This window comes from Mitsuaria sp. PDC51, assembly GCF_900113225.1.
Taxonomy (GTDB): Bacteria; Pseudomonadota; Gammaproteobacteria; order Burkholderiales; family Burkholderiaceae_C; genus Roseateles.
The window spans coordinates 98,129-114,107 of record NZ_FOZE01000004.1; the positions used below are offsets into that span (position 1 = coordinate 98,129).

The window sequence follows — 15,979 nt, forward strand, 5'->3', positions numbered from 1 at the left end:
CGTCCGGATGAGCACGCACCTCCCCGACGACACCTCCACCCCGATCCAGGAACCCCGCCTGTGGCGCGACGAGCGCTGGACCGCGCAGGTGATCAAGAACGAAGACGACGAAGGCTGGGCCGTGGCGATGACGCTGGCCGGCGAGTCCGAACCCGCGCTGGTCGGCCCCTGGACCATGGGCCGCGACAAGAAGAACCCCAAGCCGCTGGACGCGGCGGCCTTCCACACGCTGGTGAAGACCGCCTCCGAGGTCCTGCGCCGCCATGAGCAGCAGCTGCATGCCCAGCTGCACAAGAGCCTCAAGCTGGACACCGGGTCCGGACGGCTGCTCATCCTGCTGGACATCGTCCCGGACGAGGACAACCCCTATGCGCTGCTGAGCGCCCGCGACGAGCAGGACGAGCTGGTCGCCCAGGTGCGCGTGGCGGCCAACTTCCGCCTGACCGAGGCGAGCGCCGCCGCCTGGGTCGAGAACGACTTCCTCAAGCCTTGAGGCACTGGCGCTGGCGCGCCACGGCGCCGCTTCGATCGCGACCTTCCCTGCCGTGACCACCTTCCTGGACTTCGACCTGCTGCGCAGCCTGCTGGCCGTGGCCGAGACCGGCTCGCTGGGCAAGGCCGGCTCGCGGGTGGGCCGGACGCAGTCCGCGATCAGCATGCAGATGCAGCGGCTGGAGGAGGTCGCCGGCCAGCCGCTGCTGCACCGGGAGGCGCGCGGCGTGACGCTGACGGCCGCCGGCGAGCGCCTGGTGGTCCACGCCGGCGAGCTGCTGCGCCGGCACGACGAGGCGCTGGCCGAGCTGCGCGGCGCGCGCATGTCCGGCGTGCTGCGCTTCTGCTGCCCGGAGGACTACGCGGTCGCCCTGCTGCCGCACCTGCTGCAGGGTTTCGCGAGCCTGCATCCGCAGGTGCAGATGGAGGTCGTGTGCGCGCCCACGCCGCGCCTGCTGGAGCTGCTGGCGCGACATGCCGCCGACCTGGCGCTGGTGTCGATCCAGGACGGCGCCGAGGGCGTCGGTGGCGAGGTCATCCGACGCGAGCCGCTGGTCTGGGTGGCGCGGCGCGGCGCCGCGGTGGCCGGCCTGACGCCGCTGCCGCTGGCTCTGGGCGCGCCCGACGCGCTGGACCATGTGCTGGCGAAGCGCGCGCTGGAGGCGCAGGGCCGGGCGTTCCGGATCGCGCATGCGAGCAGCAGCCTGGCCGGGCTCGTCGGCATGGCGCGCTCGGGACAGGCGGTGACGGTGCTGACCCGCACCGCCGTGCCCGACGACCTGGAGATCCTCGACGAGGCCCACGGCCTGCCGCCGCTGCCCGCGGTCGCGCTGACGCTGGCCTTCGACCGGGAGCGGCCGACGCCGCTGACCGCCGCGTTCGCGGCGCACGTGCGGAAGTTCCTGCCCACCGCCTGACCCACGCGCCGTTCGTCGCCGAGCCGGGTCGCCGCTCCCCTGCGCCGCTGATGGATCGCATCAAAACAATTGGCTTCCGCGGCGACGGCCCGCTCCGTACGCTCGCCGGGTTCATCGTTGATGGGAGGACCCGATGTCACGCAATGCCGACCCGAGCTTCTGGGCGCGTTCACGCCAGCACCTGATCCGTTACGGCGGCAGCTTCGAGCCGCTGATCATCGAGCGCGCCCGCGGCAGCTTCGTCTACGACGCCGACGGCCGCGCGATCCTGGACTTCACCTCCGGCCAGATGAGCACGCTGCTCGGCCACGGGCATGCGGAGATCGCCACGGTGATCGCCGAGCATGCCGCCGGGCTGGATCACCTCTTCAGCGGCATGCTGAGCCGCCCGGTGGTCGACCTGGCGACCCGCCTGGCGGAGGTCGCGCCGGCGGGGCTCGAACGCGCGATGCTGCTGAGCACCGGCGCCGAATCGAACGAGGCGGCGATCAAGCTGGCCAAGCTCTACACCGGCCGCTACGAGGTGGTGGGCTTCGCGCAGTCCTGGCACGGCATGACCGGCGCGGCGGCCTCGGCGACCTACTGCGCCGGCCGCAAGGGCTACGGCCCGGCGGCGGTCGGTTCCTTCGCGATTCCCGCGCCGAATCCCTACCGGCCGCGCTTCGGCGGCCTCGGGCCCGAGGCCTGGCAGGCCGAGCTGGACTACGCCTTCGACCTGATCGACCGGCAGTCCAGTGGCAGCCTGGCGGCCTTCATCGCCGAGCCGATCCTGAGCTCAGGCGGCCTGATCGACCTGCCGCCCGGCTACCTGCGCGCGCTGCAGCAGAAATGCCGCGAGCGGGAGATGCTGCTCATCGTCGACGAGGCGCAGACCGGCATCGGGCGCACTGGGATGATGTTCGCGTGCGAGCGCGACGGCGTGACGCCGGACATCCTGACGCTGTCCAAGACGCTGGGCGCGGGCATTCCGCTGGCGGCGGTGCTCACCACCGCCGAGATCGAGGAGCGCTGCCATGAGCGCGGCTTCCTCTTCTACACGACCCATGTCTCCGACCCGCTGCCGGCCGCGGTCGGCCTGAAGGTGCTGGAGATCGTGGCGCGGGACGGGCTCGTGGCGCGCGCCCGGGTCGCCGGCGCGCGGCTGGAGGCGGGCCTGCGCGCGCTGCAGCGCGAGTTCGACTGCATCGGCGACGTGCGGGGACGCGGGCTGCTGCTGGGGGTGGAGATCGTCCGCAGCCAGGCCGGCAAGGAGGCCGCGCCGGAGCTGGGCGCCGCCATCACCCGGGCCTGCATGGCGCGGGGATTGAGCATGAACATCGTGCAGCTGCCGATGATGGGCGGCGTCTTCCGCATCGCGCCGCCGCTGACGGTCAGCGACGAGGAGATCGACCTGGGCCTGTCGCTGCTCAAGCAGGCGATCGAGGCGGTGATCTGAAGCCGGTGCGGCGCGCTCTCACGGACGCGCGTTGCGCCGCTGCTCCCGCAGCATGAACAGGTAGAGCCCCTCCACCTTCTCCCGCGCCCAGGGCGTCTTGCGCAGGAACTTCAGGCTGGACTTGATGCTCGGCTCGAAGGCGAAGCACCGCAGCGGGATGCGCGCGTCCAGGCCGTCCCAGCCATAGGCCTCGACCAGCGCGGTCAGCAGCGCTTCCAGCGTCACGCCGTGCAGCGGATTGCGGGGTTGGGCGGGGGGAGTCGGGACGGGGTCGGTCATCCGGCGATTGTCGTCGCGGCGGCCTCGATCGGCAGGGTCAGCCGGCAGCCGCCACGGGGAAGCGTCCGCCGATCTCGCGCATCAGCTCGGTCGCGGTGGCGGTGAGGCCGCGCGCGACGGCGCCATCCCAGGCCGCGTCGAACGCGCCCGACGGGCCGATCGCCGTCAGCGCCAGTGCCATCTGCGCGTCGCTGTCGAAGACCGGCACGGCCAGCGCGCTCACCCCTTCGACGATGCCGCCGACGGAGCGGTGCATCGCGCGCGTGCGGATCTCCTCCAGCGTCCGCGCGAAGGCGGCCCAGGGCGGCACTTCCTGCGGCCGGTCGTGGCGGCCGACGCGGGCCAGGTCCGCGGGCCCCTTGCGGCGCGCCTCGGCCAGCATCGCCTTGATCTCGGCCTCCGGCCGGTAGGCCGCGAACAGCGGCCCCGACGCGGTGTCCGACAGCGACACCACCGTCCCGTGCCGCATCGTCACATGCACCGCCGCGGGCGACGCGGCAGTGCGCACGATCGTCGCGCCCTGCGAGCCCCACACCGCGATGGCCGCGGTGTGGCCGATCTCCTCGGCCAGCGCGTCCAGTCGCGCCGTCGCCAGCCGGACCGGATCGATCTGCTGGATACCGATCAGCCCCATCTCCATCGCCAGCGGGCCCAGGCCGTAGTAGCCGGTCGCCGGGTCCTGCCGCATCAGCCCGAGCTTGCAGAAGCTCACCAGGTAGGGATGCGCCTTGGCCGGGCTCATGCCGGCGGCCTGCGACAAGACCTTCAGCGGCAGCGGCTGGCCGCGCGCCGCGGCGGCCTTCAGCAGCCGGCCGCCGACCTCGATGCTCTGGATGCCGCGCCGGTCCTCGCGGTCCTCGCGCTCATCTCGGTCGTCGGCAGTGTCTTCGGTGCTCATGCTTGTCTCGGTCAATGGCGGGGCGCAGTATCCATCGCGGCCGCGCCCGCCGCGATTCAGCATTGTTGAACACATTCAGCCAACCGGCTATATTCACGATCAACAAATCAATTCTGCTTTGCTGAATTTCGCAGGCAGACTCCAGGAGACCTCATGACCCAGCCGACCAAGCAGTTCGCCAGCCACGCCGACGTCGAGGAGAAGCAGGTCTCCTTCGTCAAGCTCAGCGACAACGCCTACGCCTACACGGCCGAGGGCGATCCCAACACCGGGATCATCATTGGCGACGACGCGGTGATGGTCATCGACACCCAGGCCACGCCGGTGATGGCGCAGGACGTCATCCGCCGCATCCGCGAGGTCACCGACAAGCCGATCAAGTACGTGGTGCTCAGCCATTACCACGCGGTGCGGGTGCTGGGCGCCTCCGCCTATGCGCCGGAGCAGGTGATCGCCAGCCGCGACACCTACGACCTCATCGTCGAGCGCGGCGAGCAGGACAAGGCCAGCGAGATCGGCCGCTTCCCGCGCCTGTTCCGCAATGTCGAATCGGTGCCCGCCGGGCTGACCTGGCCCACGATCACCTTCCAGGGCGCGATGAGTATCTGGCTGGGCCGGCTGGAGGTGCAACTGCTGCAGCTCGGCCGCGGGCACACGAAGGGCGACACCGTCGCCTGGCTGCCGGAGCAGAAGATCCTCTTCTCCGGCGACCTGGTCGAGTTCGACGCCACGCCTTATGCCGGTGATGCGTATTTCGAGGACTGGCCGCAGACGCTGGACAACATCGCCCGGCTGGAGCCGCGGGCGCTCGTTCCGGGGCGCGGCGCGGCGCTGACGACGCCGGAGTCGGTCGCGCAGGGGCTGGCGGGGACCCGGGCCTTCATCGCCGACCTGCATGCGTCGGTGAAGGCCGGCGTGGCGGCAGGCAAGGACCTGAACGCCGTCTACAAGGACACCTTCGCGGTCATGAAGCAGAAGTACGGGCACTGGGTCATCTTTGATCACTGCATGCCCTTCGATGTGACGCGCTGCTATGACGAGGTGACGCAGTTCCGCGATCCGAGGGTCTGGACCGCGGAGCGGGATCAGGAAATGTGGAGGACCTTGGAAGGCTGATGGCCCTCACCCCCACCCTCTCCCGCAAGCGGGAGAGGGAGTCCGACCGGCTGACTGCTGATCCAGGGAAATTCGACCGGCTGAAGGGATCTCCATGGAAGACCGGGCGGCTGGCCGCTGGGCCAGGAACACCTCGATGAATGCCAATCCGACCGTGGCGTCGCCCGACGTCGACTACCAGCGCATCGTCTATCCGTACCGTCGCAGCGCGGACCAGGACGCACATGCGCGCGGCGACGTGGCGCGGCATCCGGTCGTCGTCGTGGGCGCGGGGCCGGTGGGGCTGTGCGCGGCGATCGACCTCGCGCTGCAGGGCGTGCCGGTCGTGCTGCTGAACAACGACGGCCGGCTGTCGGTCGGCTCGCGCGCGCTGTGCTTCGCCAAACGGACGCTGGAGATCCTCGACCGTCTGGGCTGCGGTCAGCGGCTCGTCGACAAGGGCGTCTCCTGGGGCGTGGGCCGGGTGTTCTTCCGCGACGCGCAGGTCTACCAGTTCGACCTCCTAGCCGAGTCCGGCCACCAGCGCCCGGCCTTCGTCAACCTGCAGCAGTACTACGTCGAGGGCTTCCTCGTCGAGCGCGCCCTCGAACTGCCGCTGCTGGACCTGCGCTGGCACCACGGCGTCACCGGCGTCGAGTCGCGCGACGACCACGTCGCGTTGACCGTCGAGACGCCGGACGGCCCCTACACGCTGCTGGCCGATCATGTCGTCGCCTGTGACGGTGCGCGCTCGACGGTCCGTCGGCTGATCGGCCAGGAGAGCCACGGCCGCACCTTCCAGGATCGTTTCCTCATCGCCGACGTGCGCATGAACGCGCCCTTCCCCGCCGAGCGCTGGTTCTGGTTCGACCCGCCCTTCCACCCCGGCCAGAGCGTGCTGCTGCACCGCCAGCCCGACGGTGTCTGGCGCATCGACTTCCAGCTCGGCTGGGATGCCGATCCGGAGCTGGAGAAGCAACCCGAGCGCATCCTGCCGCGGGTGCGCACGCTGATGAGGGAGGCCTCGCGCGCCGCGGGCGGCGACAGCGCGGTGCCGGACATCGAGCTTGTCTGGGCCAGCGTCTACACCTTCGCCTGCATGCGCATGGACAGCTTCCGCCATGGCCGCATCCTTTTCGCCGGCGACGCCGCGCATGGTGTCTCGCCCTTCGGCGCGCGCGGCGCCAATTCCGGCATCCAGGACGCGGACAACCTCGCGTGGAAGCTGGCGGCCGTCGTGCAGGGCCGCGCCCCGCTCGCGCTGCTCGACGGCTACGCCCGCGAGCGTGAACTCGCGGCGGACGAGAACCTCCTGCACTCCACGCGCTCCACCGACTTCATCACTCCCAAGAGCGAGATCAGCCGCGTCTTCCGCGACGCCACGCTGACCTTGGCCAAGGATTTCGACTTCGCCCGCCGCCTGGTCAACAGCGGCCGCCTGTCGGTGCCAACGACGCAATACGGCCAACCCGCACCAGACGCACCGATCCGCATCGATGGCCATGACGACTGGCTGCTGCGCCAGATGCGTCCGGGCCGCTTCACCGCCCTGGTCTTCGACACCCCGCCCCCCACGAAGGGCGGACAGCGAGTCTCACTGGGGCCGGAATGGGGCTTGGGGGTCCAGGAGGGATCCCCCATGCCCCGTGGAGAGCCCGCGCCTGGCCTCCCGCAGGTAGACGTGGCAGTCCGCCCACTGCCGGACCTGCCCCACCTCCCGCACGAGGACGTGCCTGTGCTCCTGCGCATCAACGACGCGTCCGACCCTCACGGCCTGGTCCGCGCTCGCTACGACGCCGAGCCGGGCCTTGTGGTTCTGCTGCGTCCGGACCAGCACGTCTGCGCCCGTCTCCACCACCCGACCGCGGCCGAACTCCAATCGGCCCTGCGCCGTGCGCTGGCGCAGGATGCCGCCCTCGAGGAGACGCCCGCATGCCGCTGATCACCTCGCCCAATTTCGACGCCGGCGACGACTTCTACGAAGCCTTGCTCGCCGCGCATCAAGGTCTCGAACCCGCGCAGAGCCACGCCTTCAACGCGCGGCTGATCCTGCTGCTTGCCAACCACATCGGCCGTCAGGACGTGCTGCTTGAAGCGCTGTCCGCGGCCGCCCGTTCCACTTCCAGCGATGCCCCGCCCGCGGGCGCCGCTTCCCACGAGGACCCGCATGAACGCACCTGAGCCCCTTCGCACGGCCGAGCCCGGCGCCGCCGCGCCGAACGCGCCCCGCTACCAGAGCGGCTTCGGCAACCAGTTCGAGACCGAGGCGATCCCCGGCGCCCTGCCGCGCGGCCGCAACAGCCCGCAGCGCGCGCCGATGGATCTCTACCCGGAGCTGCTCTCGGGCAGCGCCTTCACCGCGCCCCGGGTCGAGAACCGCCGCACCTGGTTGTACCGCCGGCAGCCGTCGGTGGTGACCGGCGCCTTCCATGCCTATGAGCAGCCGTTCTGGACCAGCGGCGCCGCCGGCGGTGTCGCGGCGCCGCCCGACCCGCTGCGCTGGCATCCGTTCCCGATGCCGGACGATCAGCCGGGCGCGACCGGCGTCGACTTCATCGACAGCCTCAAGACCATCGTCAGCAACGGCGACCCCGATGCGCAGACCGGCATGGCCGCGCTGATCTACGCCTTCAACCGTCCGATGATGCGCCGCGCGCTGATGAATGCCGACGGCGAGATGCTGATCGTCCCGCAGCAGGGCGGGCTGCGGCTCACGACGGAGATGGGCGTGCTGGACGTCGTGCCCGGCGAGATCGCGCTGATCCCGCGCGGCGTGACCTTCCGGGTCGAGGCGCACGACGGCGCGGCCCGCGGGTATGTCTGCGAGAACTACGGCGCCGCGTTCCGGCTGCCGGAGCTCGGCCCGATCGGCTCCAACGGCCTGGCCAATCCGCGCGACTTCCTCGCGCCCGTGGCCGCGCACGAGCCCGAGGGTGCGCCTTACGAGGTCATCCGCAAGACCGGCGGCGCGCTGTGGCGCAACGCGCAGGCGGTGACGCCGTTCAACGTGGTCGCCTGGCACGGCAACCTGACGCCGCTGAAGTACGACACCGCGCACTTCATGACGATCGGCTCGATCAGTTTCGACCATCCCGATCCGTCGATCTTCACCGTGCTGACCTCGCCCAGCGACACGCCCGGCACCGCCAACTGCGACTTCGTGATTTTTCCGCCGCGCTGGCTGGTGCAGGAGGACACCTTCCGTCCGCCCTGGTACCACCGCAACGTGATGAGCGAGTTCATGGGCCTGATCCACGGCCAGTACGACGCCAAGCCCGAGGGCTTCCGCCCCGGCGGCGCCAGCCTGCACAACTGCCTGGTGCCGCACGGCCCGGATGCCGATGCCTTCGAGGCGGCGAGCACGCGGACGCTCACGCCACAGAAGCTCGATCACACGCTGGCCTTCATGTTCGAGAGCCGCTGGCGCTTCCGCCCGTCCGAATGGGCGCTGCGTGGTGGCGCGCTCGACGCGGACTATGCCGCCTGCTGGGGCGGGCTGAAGGACAAGTTCAAGCCGGCGTGAGCGTCGCCGCTCGCCCCCAACCGATCCTGCTCTCGAGCACACGAACAACGAAAGACCTGATCCGATGACCGACCTCGACCACACCCACGACCCGGCGCTGCGCAGCTGGGTCGCGTCCGCGAACGCGGCCGACACCGACTTCCCGATCCAGAACCTGCCCCTGGGCATGGCCCGCGCCACCGGCTCGACCGGCGCCTTCCGCCCGGTGACGGCGATCGGCGACCAGGTGCTGGACCTGATCGCCGCGGCCGAGCTGGGCGCGCTGTCGGACGCGCTCGGCGCGGTCCTGCGCACCTGCGAGGGCCTCGGCCTGAATCCGCTGATGGCGATCGGCCCCGGCCTGCGCCGGCAGCTGCGGCATGAGCTCGTCGCGGCGCTCCAGGACGATGCCGGGCCGAAGCAGGCCGCCCAGCTGGCGCCGGCGCTCAAGCCGATGAGCGAGGTCGAGATGACGCTGCCCTGCCGCATCGGCGACTACACCGACTTCTACGCCGGCATCCATCATGCGACGGCCGTGGGCAAGCTCTTCCGCCCCGACAACCCGCTGCTGCCCAACTACAAGTGGGTGCCGATCGGGTACCACGGGCGCGTGTCGTCGATCGGCGTCAGCGGGCAGACCTTCCGCCGCCCGCTGGGCCAGACCAAGGCGCCCGAGGCCGAAGCGCCGGGCTTCGGGCCGGTCAAGCGGCTGGACTATGAGCTGGAGGTCGGCGCGCTGGTGTCCACCGGCAACGAGCCGGGCCGTCCGGTCCCGATCGACGAGGCGGAGCAGCACCTGTTCGGCCTGGTGCTGCTGAACGACTGGTCCGCCCGCGACCTGCAGGCCTGGGAATACCAGCCGCTGGGTCCGTTCCTGGCGAAGAGCTTCGCCACGACGATCTCGCCGTGGGTGATCACGATGGAGGCGCTGGCGCCGTTCCGGCGCGCCTTCACGCGGCCCGACGGCGATCCGCGGCCGCTGCCCTACCTGGACGGCGCCGCTAACCGCGAGCGAGGCGCCATCGGCATCCGTCTGGAGGTCCACCTGCAGACGCGCGCGATGCGCGACGCGGGCCAGGCACCCGCGAAGCTGATGGCCTCGGACTTCGCCGATGCCTACTGGACGGTCGCGCAGATGCTGACGCACCACGCGAGCAATGGCTGCAACCTGCAGCCGGGGGATCTCTTCGGCTCGGGGACGATGTCCGGTCCCGCGGCCGACCAGGGCGGCTCGTTGCTGGAACTGACCCAGGGCGGCAAGCAGGCGATCACGCTGCCCGGCGGCGAGCAGCGCACCTTCCTGCAGGACGGCGACAGCGTGGCGCTGGTCGGCCGCTGCGAGGCGCCGGGGCGGCGCGCGATCGGCTTCGGGCCGTGCGTGGGCACGGTGATGCCGGCGGTGGCCTGAGGGGTCGCCAGGTCGCCGGGCCGCCGAACCGCTCGCGCAGCGTCTCAGGGCATGGCGCGCGCGAGCGCCTGCCCCGCCGCCCGCACCGCCTGCACGATCTGCTCGACCTCGACGCAGCCGTAGCCCATGCACAGCCCGTGCACCGAGGGCTTGCCCAGCGCGTACGCGGACAGCGGCAGGACGCCCGGCATGTGCTGCTGGACCACGTCCAGCAGCGCCGGCATCGCCGCCGGCCGGCGGGCCCGCACGCTCAGGTGCAGGCCGGCCGCGCCGGGCAGCACCTCCACCCAGCGGCCCAGCGCCGCGTCCAGGCCCTTGACCAGCGCTTCCCGGCGCTGCCGGTAGATCGGCCGCATGCGGCGGATGTGGCGCGCCAGATGCCCGTCCGCGATGAAGGCGGCCAGCGTCGCCTGGGTCACCGCGTCGCCGTGTGAATCGCTCGTGCGCCGGATGTCCACCAGGGCATCGCGCGCCCAGGGCGGCGTCACCACGAAACCCTTGCGCAGCGACGGGAACAGGCTCTTCGAGAACGTGCCGACGTAGAAGACCCGCCCCTCGCGATCGAGCGTCTGCAGCGCGTCCTGCGCATGGGGCTCGAACTGGAACTCGCCGTCGTAGTCGTCCTCCACGATCACCGCGCCGAGCTCGCGCGCGCGAGCCAGCAGCGCCTGGCGCCGCGCCGCGGACATCACCGCGCCGGTGGGCATCTGGTGCGACGGCGTCACGCAGATCACCTTCACGCCGTCGGGCAGGCGGTCCACGCGCAGACCCTCCGCATCGACCGGCACTCCGACCAGCCGTGCGCCGGCCGCGGCGAAGGCCGCGCGTGCCGGCATGTAGCCGGGGTTCTCGAGCGCCACCATCGTGCGCCCCGGCGTCACGAGCAGGCGGGCCAGCAGGTCGAAGGCCTGCTGCGCGCCGGAGGTGATGAGCAGGTCTCCGGGCTCGCAGACCACCGCGCGGACGAAGGCCACATGGCCGGCGATCGCCTCGCGCAACGCCGGCAGCCCTTCCGCCGGCCCGTACAGGAAGGACGATCGAGCCAGGGTCCGCAGTGCCCGCGCCGTCAGTCGTCGCCAGGTGTCGTGCTCGAAGCCGCGGTCCTCGGGGACGCCGGTGCGGAACGAGCGCGCCGGCAGCGGCCGCGCGTGCGCGATGCGCGGCGCGGGCTGTCGCCAGGCGGGAGCGATGCGGACGTCCTCCGCGCGGCTCACCGTCGACACCCCGCTCCGTGCCGCCGCGCGCCGCGCCGGCTCGGCGGGCGCGATCACCCGCGGCCGCGCGCCGGCGCGCGCCTGGGCGTGGCCTTCCGCCACCAGCAGGTCGTAGGCGGCGACCACCGTGTTGCGGCCGACGCCCAGCACCTCGGCCAGGCGCCGCGTGGACGGCAGCGCGAAGCCCGCCGGCAGTTGCCGCTCCAGGATCGCCGCCCGCAGCTGGCGATGCAGCGAGCGGGTCAGCCCGCCGTTGCGGACGTCGTCCAGGTCCAGTTCAAAGGGTAGAACTGGTTCCATGAGATTGGTCGAAACTGGCGCTTTCATTGGGCCAGCGTATCCGTAGAGTACCGACTCATGCAACACCACCTCTGCGACACCTGCGGCACGCAATTCGCGCTCAGCGACGCGCCGCCACGCGCTTGCCCGATCTGCCAGGACGACCGTCAGTACGTCGGCTGGAGCGGCCAGCACTGGACCACCCATGAGGCGCTGGCCGCGCGCTTCAAGCTGCGCATCGGCGAGGACGATGGCCTGCTGGCCTTCGCGGTGGCGGGCAGCTTCGCCATCCCGCAGCGCGTGCTGCTGCTGCCCACCGAAGCCGGCAATGTCCTGTGGGAATCGCTGAGCCTGGTCACCGACGAGGCCGTCGCCGCGCTGCGCGAACGCGGCGGCGTCGACCGGATCGTGATCTCGCATCCCCACTTCTATTCGTCGATGGTGCAGTGGAGCGAGGCCCTGGGCGGCGTGCCCATCCTGCTCCATCACAACGACCGCGCCTGGGTGCAGCGGCCCGCGCGCTGCATCGAGCACTGGCAGGGCGACCGGCTGAGCCTGGGCGCCGGCGTCACGCTGGTGCGCACCGGCGGCCACTTCCCCGGCAGCACGGCGCTGCACTGGGCGACCGGGCCGCGCGGCGGCGGCGCGCTGTTCGTCGGCGATTCGCCGCAGGTCGCATCGAACCGGCGCAGCGTCAGCTTCCTGTACAGCTCGCCGAACTTCGTGCCGCTCGGGCCGCGCGAGGTGATGGCGATGCGCGAGCGCCTCGCCGGCCTGGCCTATGACGATGTGTATGGCTACAGCTGGGGGCGCAACATCATCGGCGGCGCGCAAGCCGCGGTGGAGGCCTCGTTCGACCGCCACCTCCAGATCATGACCAAGGCCTGAACCTGCCTGAATCTGCCTGAACCGAAGAAGGAGTCCCCCATGCCACTCGTCCGCATCTCCCTGCTCAAGGGCAAGTCCCGCGAGCATGTGCGCGCGATCGCCGACAGCGTCCACCAGGGCCTGATCGACGCCTACAAGATCCCGCCCGACGACCGCTTCCAGCTGATCGATCAGCATGACCCGGAAGACTTCATCTTCGATGCCGGCTACCTCGGCATCCATCGCAGCAGCGACGTGGTGTTCATCCACCTGGTGGCCGGCAACTGGCGCGACGCGGCGCAGAAGCAGGCGCTCTACCAGGCCATCGCCGACCGGCTGGCCATCAGCCCCGGCCTGCGGCGCGAGGACGTGCAGATCGTGCTGAGTTCCAACCAGCGCGACGAGTGGTCCTTCGGCAACGGCGTGGCCTCCTACGTGAAGGCGGACGGCAGCGGTCCATGAGCGGCGAGCCCGCCGCCATTTCGTTTCCCTGGCGGCACGGATGTAAGCCCTTGTGATCAGCGGGCGGCCAGATGCAAGCAAACGCGCGCGCAGCGCGCGCCGGGACCAGAGGTTGCCGCGTCCAGCGCATGTTTTCTCCTCTGAAAGGACCCGACATGCCGCCGACGCGACTCCTTGCCACCGCCTGCCTCGCCGCCGCGCCGCTGCTTTCCTTCGCCCAGGTCACCGTCAAGAACGACGGCCAGTGGCGCGCCCTGTTCACCGCCGGCGCGAGCGTCTCCTCCGGCAACAGCGACTCGACCACCGTCAACCTGAGCGGCGAAGCCGTCAAGGCGAGCACCACCGACAAGCTCTCGCTCAACGGCCGTGCGATGTACCTCAAGGACGACGATTCGGACTCCGAGCAGCGCTACGCCTTCGGCGCGCATTACCAGCGCGATCTCACCGATCGCATCTTCGGTTTCGGCCAGTTCGACGCGCTCAAGGATGAGCCGGCCAACCTGTCCTCGCGGCTGTCGGTGGGCGGCGGCGCCGGTTACCACCTGATCAAGCGCGACGACCTGACCTGGGATGTCTCCGGCGGTCTCGGCTACACGCACGAGCGCTACGTCGCGCCCGCCATCGTCGATGGCGTCACCCGCAGCCGCTACGGCAACCTCGAGGTGCTGCTGGCCGAGGAGTCCAACCACAAGGTCTCCGACAACACGACGCTCAAGCAGCGACTCGCCTATCTGCCCGACCTGCGCAACAGCGGCGAGTACCGCGCGACCTTCGACGGCGGCCTGTCGGTCGCGATGACCAAGCGCCTGAGCTTGACCGCCACCGTCCAGCACCGCTACGACAGCAATCCCGGCGAAGGCCTCAAGAAGAACGACACGCTGTTCATCACCGGCGTGTCGTTCAGAATCGACTGAGCCCGGCGCTCAGCGTTCCATCTGGCGCGGGCCGGGTTCGCCGCGACCGCGCGGCGGTTCCGCACGCGGCGCCGGCGTTGGTGCCGGACGGGATGGCTCGGCGCGCGGTGCCGGCGCAGGCGCAGGCGATGCCGGGCGGGGGGCCTCCATGCGCGGTTGCGGCTGCGGCATCGGACGCGGCGCTTCCACGCGAGGCTGTTCCATCCGCGGCTGCGGACGCTCGAAGCGAGGCTGCTCGGCGCGCGGCGGCTCGAAGCGCGGGGACTCCACGCGCGGTTGCTCGATCCGCGCCGGCGGCGCCACGCGCACCGGATCCTGGCGTTCGGGCCCTTGCCAGTCGCGGCCACGGTGGCCCCAGTCGCCCCGGCCATTGCCGCGATCGTTACCACGATCGTTGCCATGGTCGTTGCGCTCGGCGCCGTCCTGGCCGCGCGGACGCCACGGATCCCGGTCACCTTCACGCCGCTCGGATGGACGCTGGACGTCCGGACCACGCTGCGGCACCACCGTCTGTGCCGCCGGTGACGGCACGGCCGTGGGCAGCTGGGGTCGGACGGTGGCCGCGTCGGGCTCCGGTCGGATCACGCCGCGCACTGGCCGGCTGTCGCCGGGGCGTGCGTCGCCGATGTTGTCCGGACGGCCATCGCCATTGCGGTCGAGGTAAGGCCGACCTTCGCGGCCATCGGGGCGGCCGTCTCGGTCGCGGTCGATGAACGGCCGGCCGTCCGGGCGGCTGTCGGCCTGCCCGCCCGGCCGCGGCGGCCAGGAGCGCTGCGGCTGCAGCGCCGTGGCCGGCAGCGGCGCGGCCACAGGCCGTTGCGTGAACAGGGCGCCATGCTCGCGTTCATGGCGGTAGTACGGCGGGCGTTCGCCCGGCCGGACGACGGTCGCGGGATTCGGCCCCGGATTGACCCGGCGCCAATAGGCTTGGCTGTAGCGGTAGGACGGCGTCCACGCCTCGCGCGGCGCCAGCGGCACCCAGCCACCGTAGCGCGGCGGCGGCGGACGACGTCCGCCCCCGACGACCACGCCGACCGAGATCCCCGGCCCCACCCAGCCCACCAGCGCCGGCGCGTAGGCCGGCCGGCGCACGTAGGGCCCCGGCACCCAGCACCAGCGGTCGCGCCAGTAGGCCCAGCGGCCGTAGTGGAAGGGCGCGAAGCCCCAGGGCATGTCGTCGACCCAGGTGTAGCCCCAGCGCGCGCTCCACACCCAGCGGCCGTAGCGGTACGGCGCCCAGTCGGCCACCACCACCGTCGGCACCCACACCGCGCCGTAGTCGGGGCTCTGCTCCCACGCGCCGTAGCGCGCCAGGTCCTCGGCGCCGGTCATCTCGGGCGAGACATAGGGCACAGGCGTGCCGCTACCCACCAGCGGCTGCGCGCCGAGGTCACGGTTGTCCTCGAGGATCAGCCGCGCGAAGCCATCCTGCTGCAGCGGCTGGCGCTCGGTGCGCGGGCCGTTGTCCCACCAGAACTCCGCCTGCTCGTTCGTGCCCAGCCAGACCGGTTGCGCGTCGGTCGCGCGCGAGTCGAAACGCAGCTTGCCCTGCCAGGCCTGCGCCTCGCTGCCACGGTCCAGCTGCGAGATGCGGTACAGGCCCTCGCGCTCGAAGCCGAAGCGGCCCTCCAGCGTGCGCAGCGTCCATTCATCCGCCGACTCCTGGCCGCGCACGCGCAGCCCCACGCCGCCCTTGACGATCTGCACCGCGATGCGGGAATCGGCGAGCGCGTTGAACTCGATCTCGCTGCGCTGGTCCATCCACAGCGTCGCCGTCCCGATCGTCACCGTGGCGCCGCTGCCGTCGTCGGCGCGCAGGCGATCGCCCTCGCCGACGGTCTGGTTGCGGTGCATCTGCACCCATTCGCGCTCTTCGGCGTCGTACAGCCAGACGGTGCCGGTCATCTCGGCCAGTCGTCCGGCGCGGGCCGGGGGGTCCGCCCAGGCCGGCGCATGCGCCAGCGCCGCGGCCAGCGTGAGCAGCAGCATCGCCAGGGTCATCGGCCAACGCGCCCTCGGCACGCGGGCCGGCCATCGATTCAGGGACTCAGTCATGACCAGTAGCCTCCCCCGGAGGACGCCGGGGCTGCGGGACGCGGAGTTCCGCGATCGTTTCTTAACGCGGCGACGACAAGCCGGTGCACGGATGCTTACAACTTGTCGCCCTGTTGCCGAACCGTCAATCGGGCAGCGTACACCTGCGCCGAGCGCCCGGCG

At 71.4% G+C, this 15,979-nt stretch carries 15 protein-coding genes; 11 read left to right on the forward strand and 4 right to left on the reverse strand.

Annotated features, from left to right (window positions below; all coding sequences use genetic code 11):
• The first annotated feature begins 7 nt into the window (after positions 1-7).
• The 3 genes from BM393_RS24455 to BM393_RS24465 all read left to right on the forward strand — a co-directional run bounded on the left by BM393_RS24455 (position 8) and on the right by BM393_RS24465 (position 2,844).
• On the forward strand, positions 8-493 hold the full coding sequence (locus BM393_RS24455; RefSeq protein ID WP_091734063.1) for a hypothetical protein: 486 nt from the start codon (positions 8-10) through the stop codon (positions 491-493).
• A 52-nt stretch (positions 494-545) separates the two neighbouring features.
• Positions 546-1,409 (forward strand): LysR family transcriptional regulator, encoded by an 864-nt coding sequence (locus BM393_RS24460; protein ID WP_091734064.1) that lies wholly within the window; start codon positions 546-548, stop codon positions 1,407-1,409.
• A gap of 133 nt (positions 1,410-1,542) precedes the next feature.
• A complete protein-coding gene (locus tag BM393_RS24465; RefSeq protein ID WP_091734065.1) occupies positions 1,543-2,844 on the forward strand; it encodes an aspartate aminotransferase family protein in 1,302 nt (433 codons plus the stop codon).
• 18 nt (positions 2,845-2,862) lie between these two features.
• Here BM393_RS24465 and BM393_RS24470 read toward each other — a convergent pair whose 3' ends face one another.
• Both BM393_RS24470 and BM393_RS24475 read right to left on the reverse strand, forming a co-directional pair.
• Positions 2,863-3,123, reverse strand: coding sequence for a VF530 family DNA-binding protein (locus tag BM393_RS24470; RefSeq protein ID WP_091734067.1), 261 nt, complete (start codon positions 3,121-3,123; stop codon positions 2,863-2,865).
• 37 nt (positions 3,124-3,160) lie between these two features.
• Positions 3,161-4,021, reverse strand: coding sequence for an IclR family transcriptional regulator (locus BM393_RS24475; protein WP_091734068.1), 861 nt, complete (start codon positions 4,019-4,021; stop codon positions 3,161-3,163).
• 153 nt (positions 4,022-4,174) lie between these two features.
• Between BM393_RS24475 and BM393_RS24480 the strand changes: the two genes are divergently transcribed.
• From BM393_RS24480 to fahA, 5 genes are all read left to right on the forward strand, one after another.
• The gene (locus BM393_RS24480; RefSeq protein WP_091734069.1) at positions 4,175-5,137 is read left to right on the forward strand and encodes an MBL fold metallo-hydrolase; all 963 of its coding nucleotides are present in this window, start codon (positions 4,175-4,177) and stop codon (positions 5,135-5,137) included.
• A 136-nt stretch (positions 5,138-5,273) separates the two neighbouring features.
• Entirely contained in the window at positions 5,274-7,058 is a 1,785-nt protein-coding gene (locus BM393_RS24485) for an FAD-dependent oxidoreductase (RefSeq protein ID WP_091734071.1), read from the forward strand.
• The gene (locus tag BM393_RS24490; protein WP_091734073.1) at positions 7,049-7,297 is read left to right on the forward strand and encodes a DUF2783 domain-containing protein; all 249 of its coding nucleotides are present in this window, start codon (positions 7,049-7,051) and stop codon (positions 7,295-7,297) included. The genes BM393_RS24485 and BM393_RS24490 overlap by 10 nt, the downstream gene beginning before the upstream one ends.
• Positions 7,284-8,639 carry a homogentisate 1,2-dioxygenase gene (hmgA, locus tag BM393_RS24495; protein ID WP_091734075.1) on the forward strand — a complete coding sequence of 452 codons (1,356 nt, stop codon included), beginning with the start codon at positions 7,284-7,286 and terminating at the stop codon, positions 8,637-8,639. Before BM393_RS24490 ends, hmgA begins: the two co-directional genes overlap by 14 nt.
• Before the next feature lie 64 nt (positions 8,640-8,703).
• Positions 8,704-10,026: a fumarylacetoacetase gene (gene fahA, locus BM393_RS24500; protein ID WP_091734077.1), complete on the forward strand. Its 1,323-nt coding sequence runs from the start codon at positions 8,704-8,706 to the stop codon at positions 10,024-10,026.
• Positions 10,027-10,070: 44 nt separating this feature from the next.
• Here the strand turns inward: fahA and BM393_RS24505 are convergent, their stop codons facing one another.
• Entirely contained in the window at positions 10,071-11,540 is a 1,470-nt protein-coding gene (locus BM393_RS24505) for a PLP-dependent aminotransferase family protein (protein ID WP_091734079.1), read from the reverse strand.
• Positions 11,541-11,597: 57 nt separating this feature from the next.
• Between BM393_RS24505 and BM393_RS24510 the strand changes: the two genes are divergently transcribed.
• The 3 genes from BM393_RS24510 (at position 11,598) to BM393_RS24520 (ending at position 13,762) form a co-directional block, all read left to right on the forward strand.
• A complete protein-coding gene (locus BM393_RS24510; protein ID WP_091734081.1) occupies positions 11,598-12,407 on the forward strand; it encodes an MBL fold metallo-hydrolase in 810 nt (269 codons plus the stop codon).
• A gap of 39 nt (positions 12,408-12,446) precedes the next feature.
• A complete protein-coding gene (locus BM393_RS24515; protein ID WP_091734083.1) occupies positions 12,447-12,848 on the forward strand; it encodes a tautomerase family protein in 402 nt (133 codons plus the stop codon).
• A gap of 155 nt (positions 12,849-13,003) precedes the next feature.
• Positions 13,004-13,762 (forward strand): YdiY family protein, encoded by a 759-nt coding sequence (locus BM393_RS24520; RefSeq protein WP_175538498.1) that lies wholly within the window; start codon positions 13,004-13,006, stop codon positions 13,760-13,762.
• Positions 13,763-13,771: 9 nt separating this feature from the next.
• Here BM393_RS24520 and BM393_RS24525 read toward each other — a convergent pair whose 3' ends face one another.
• Positions 13,772-15,817, reverse strand: a complete 2,046-nt coding sequence (locus BM393_RS24525; protein ID WP_141225479.1) for a DUF6600 domain-containing protein — start codon at positions 15,815-15,817, stop codon at positions 13,772-13,774.
• Between the last annotated feature and the right edge of the window lie 162 nt (positions 15,818-15,979).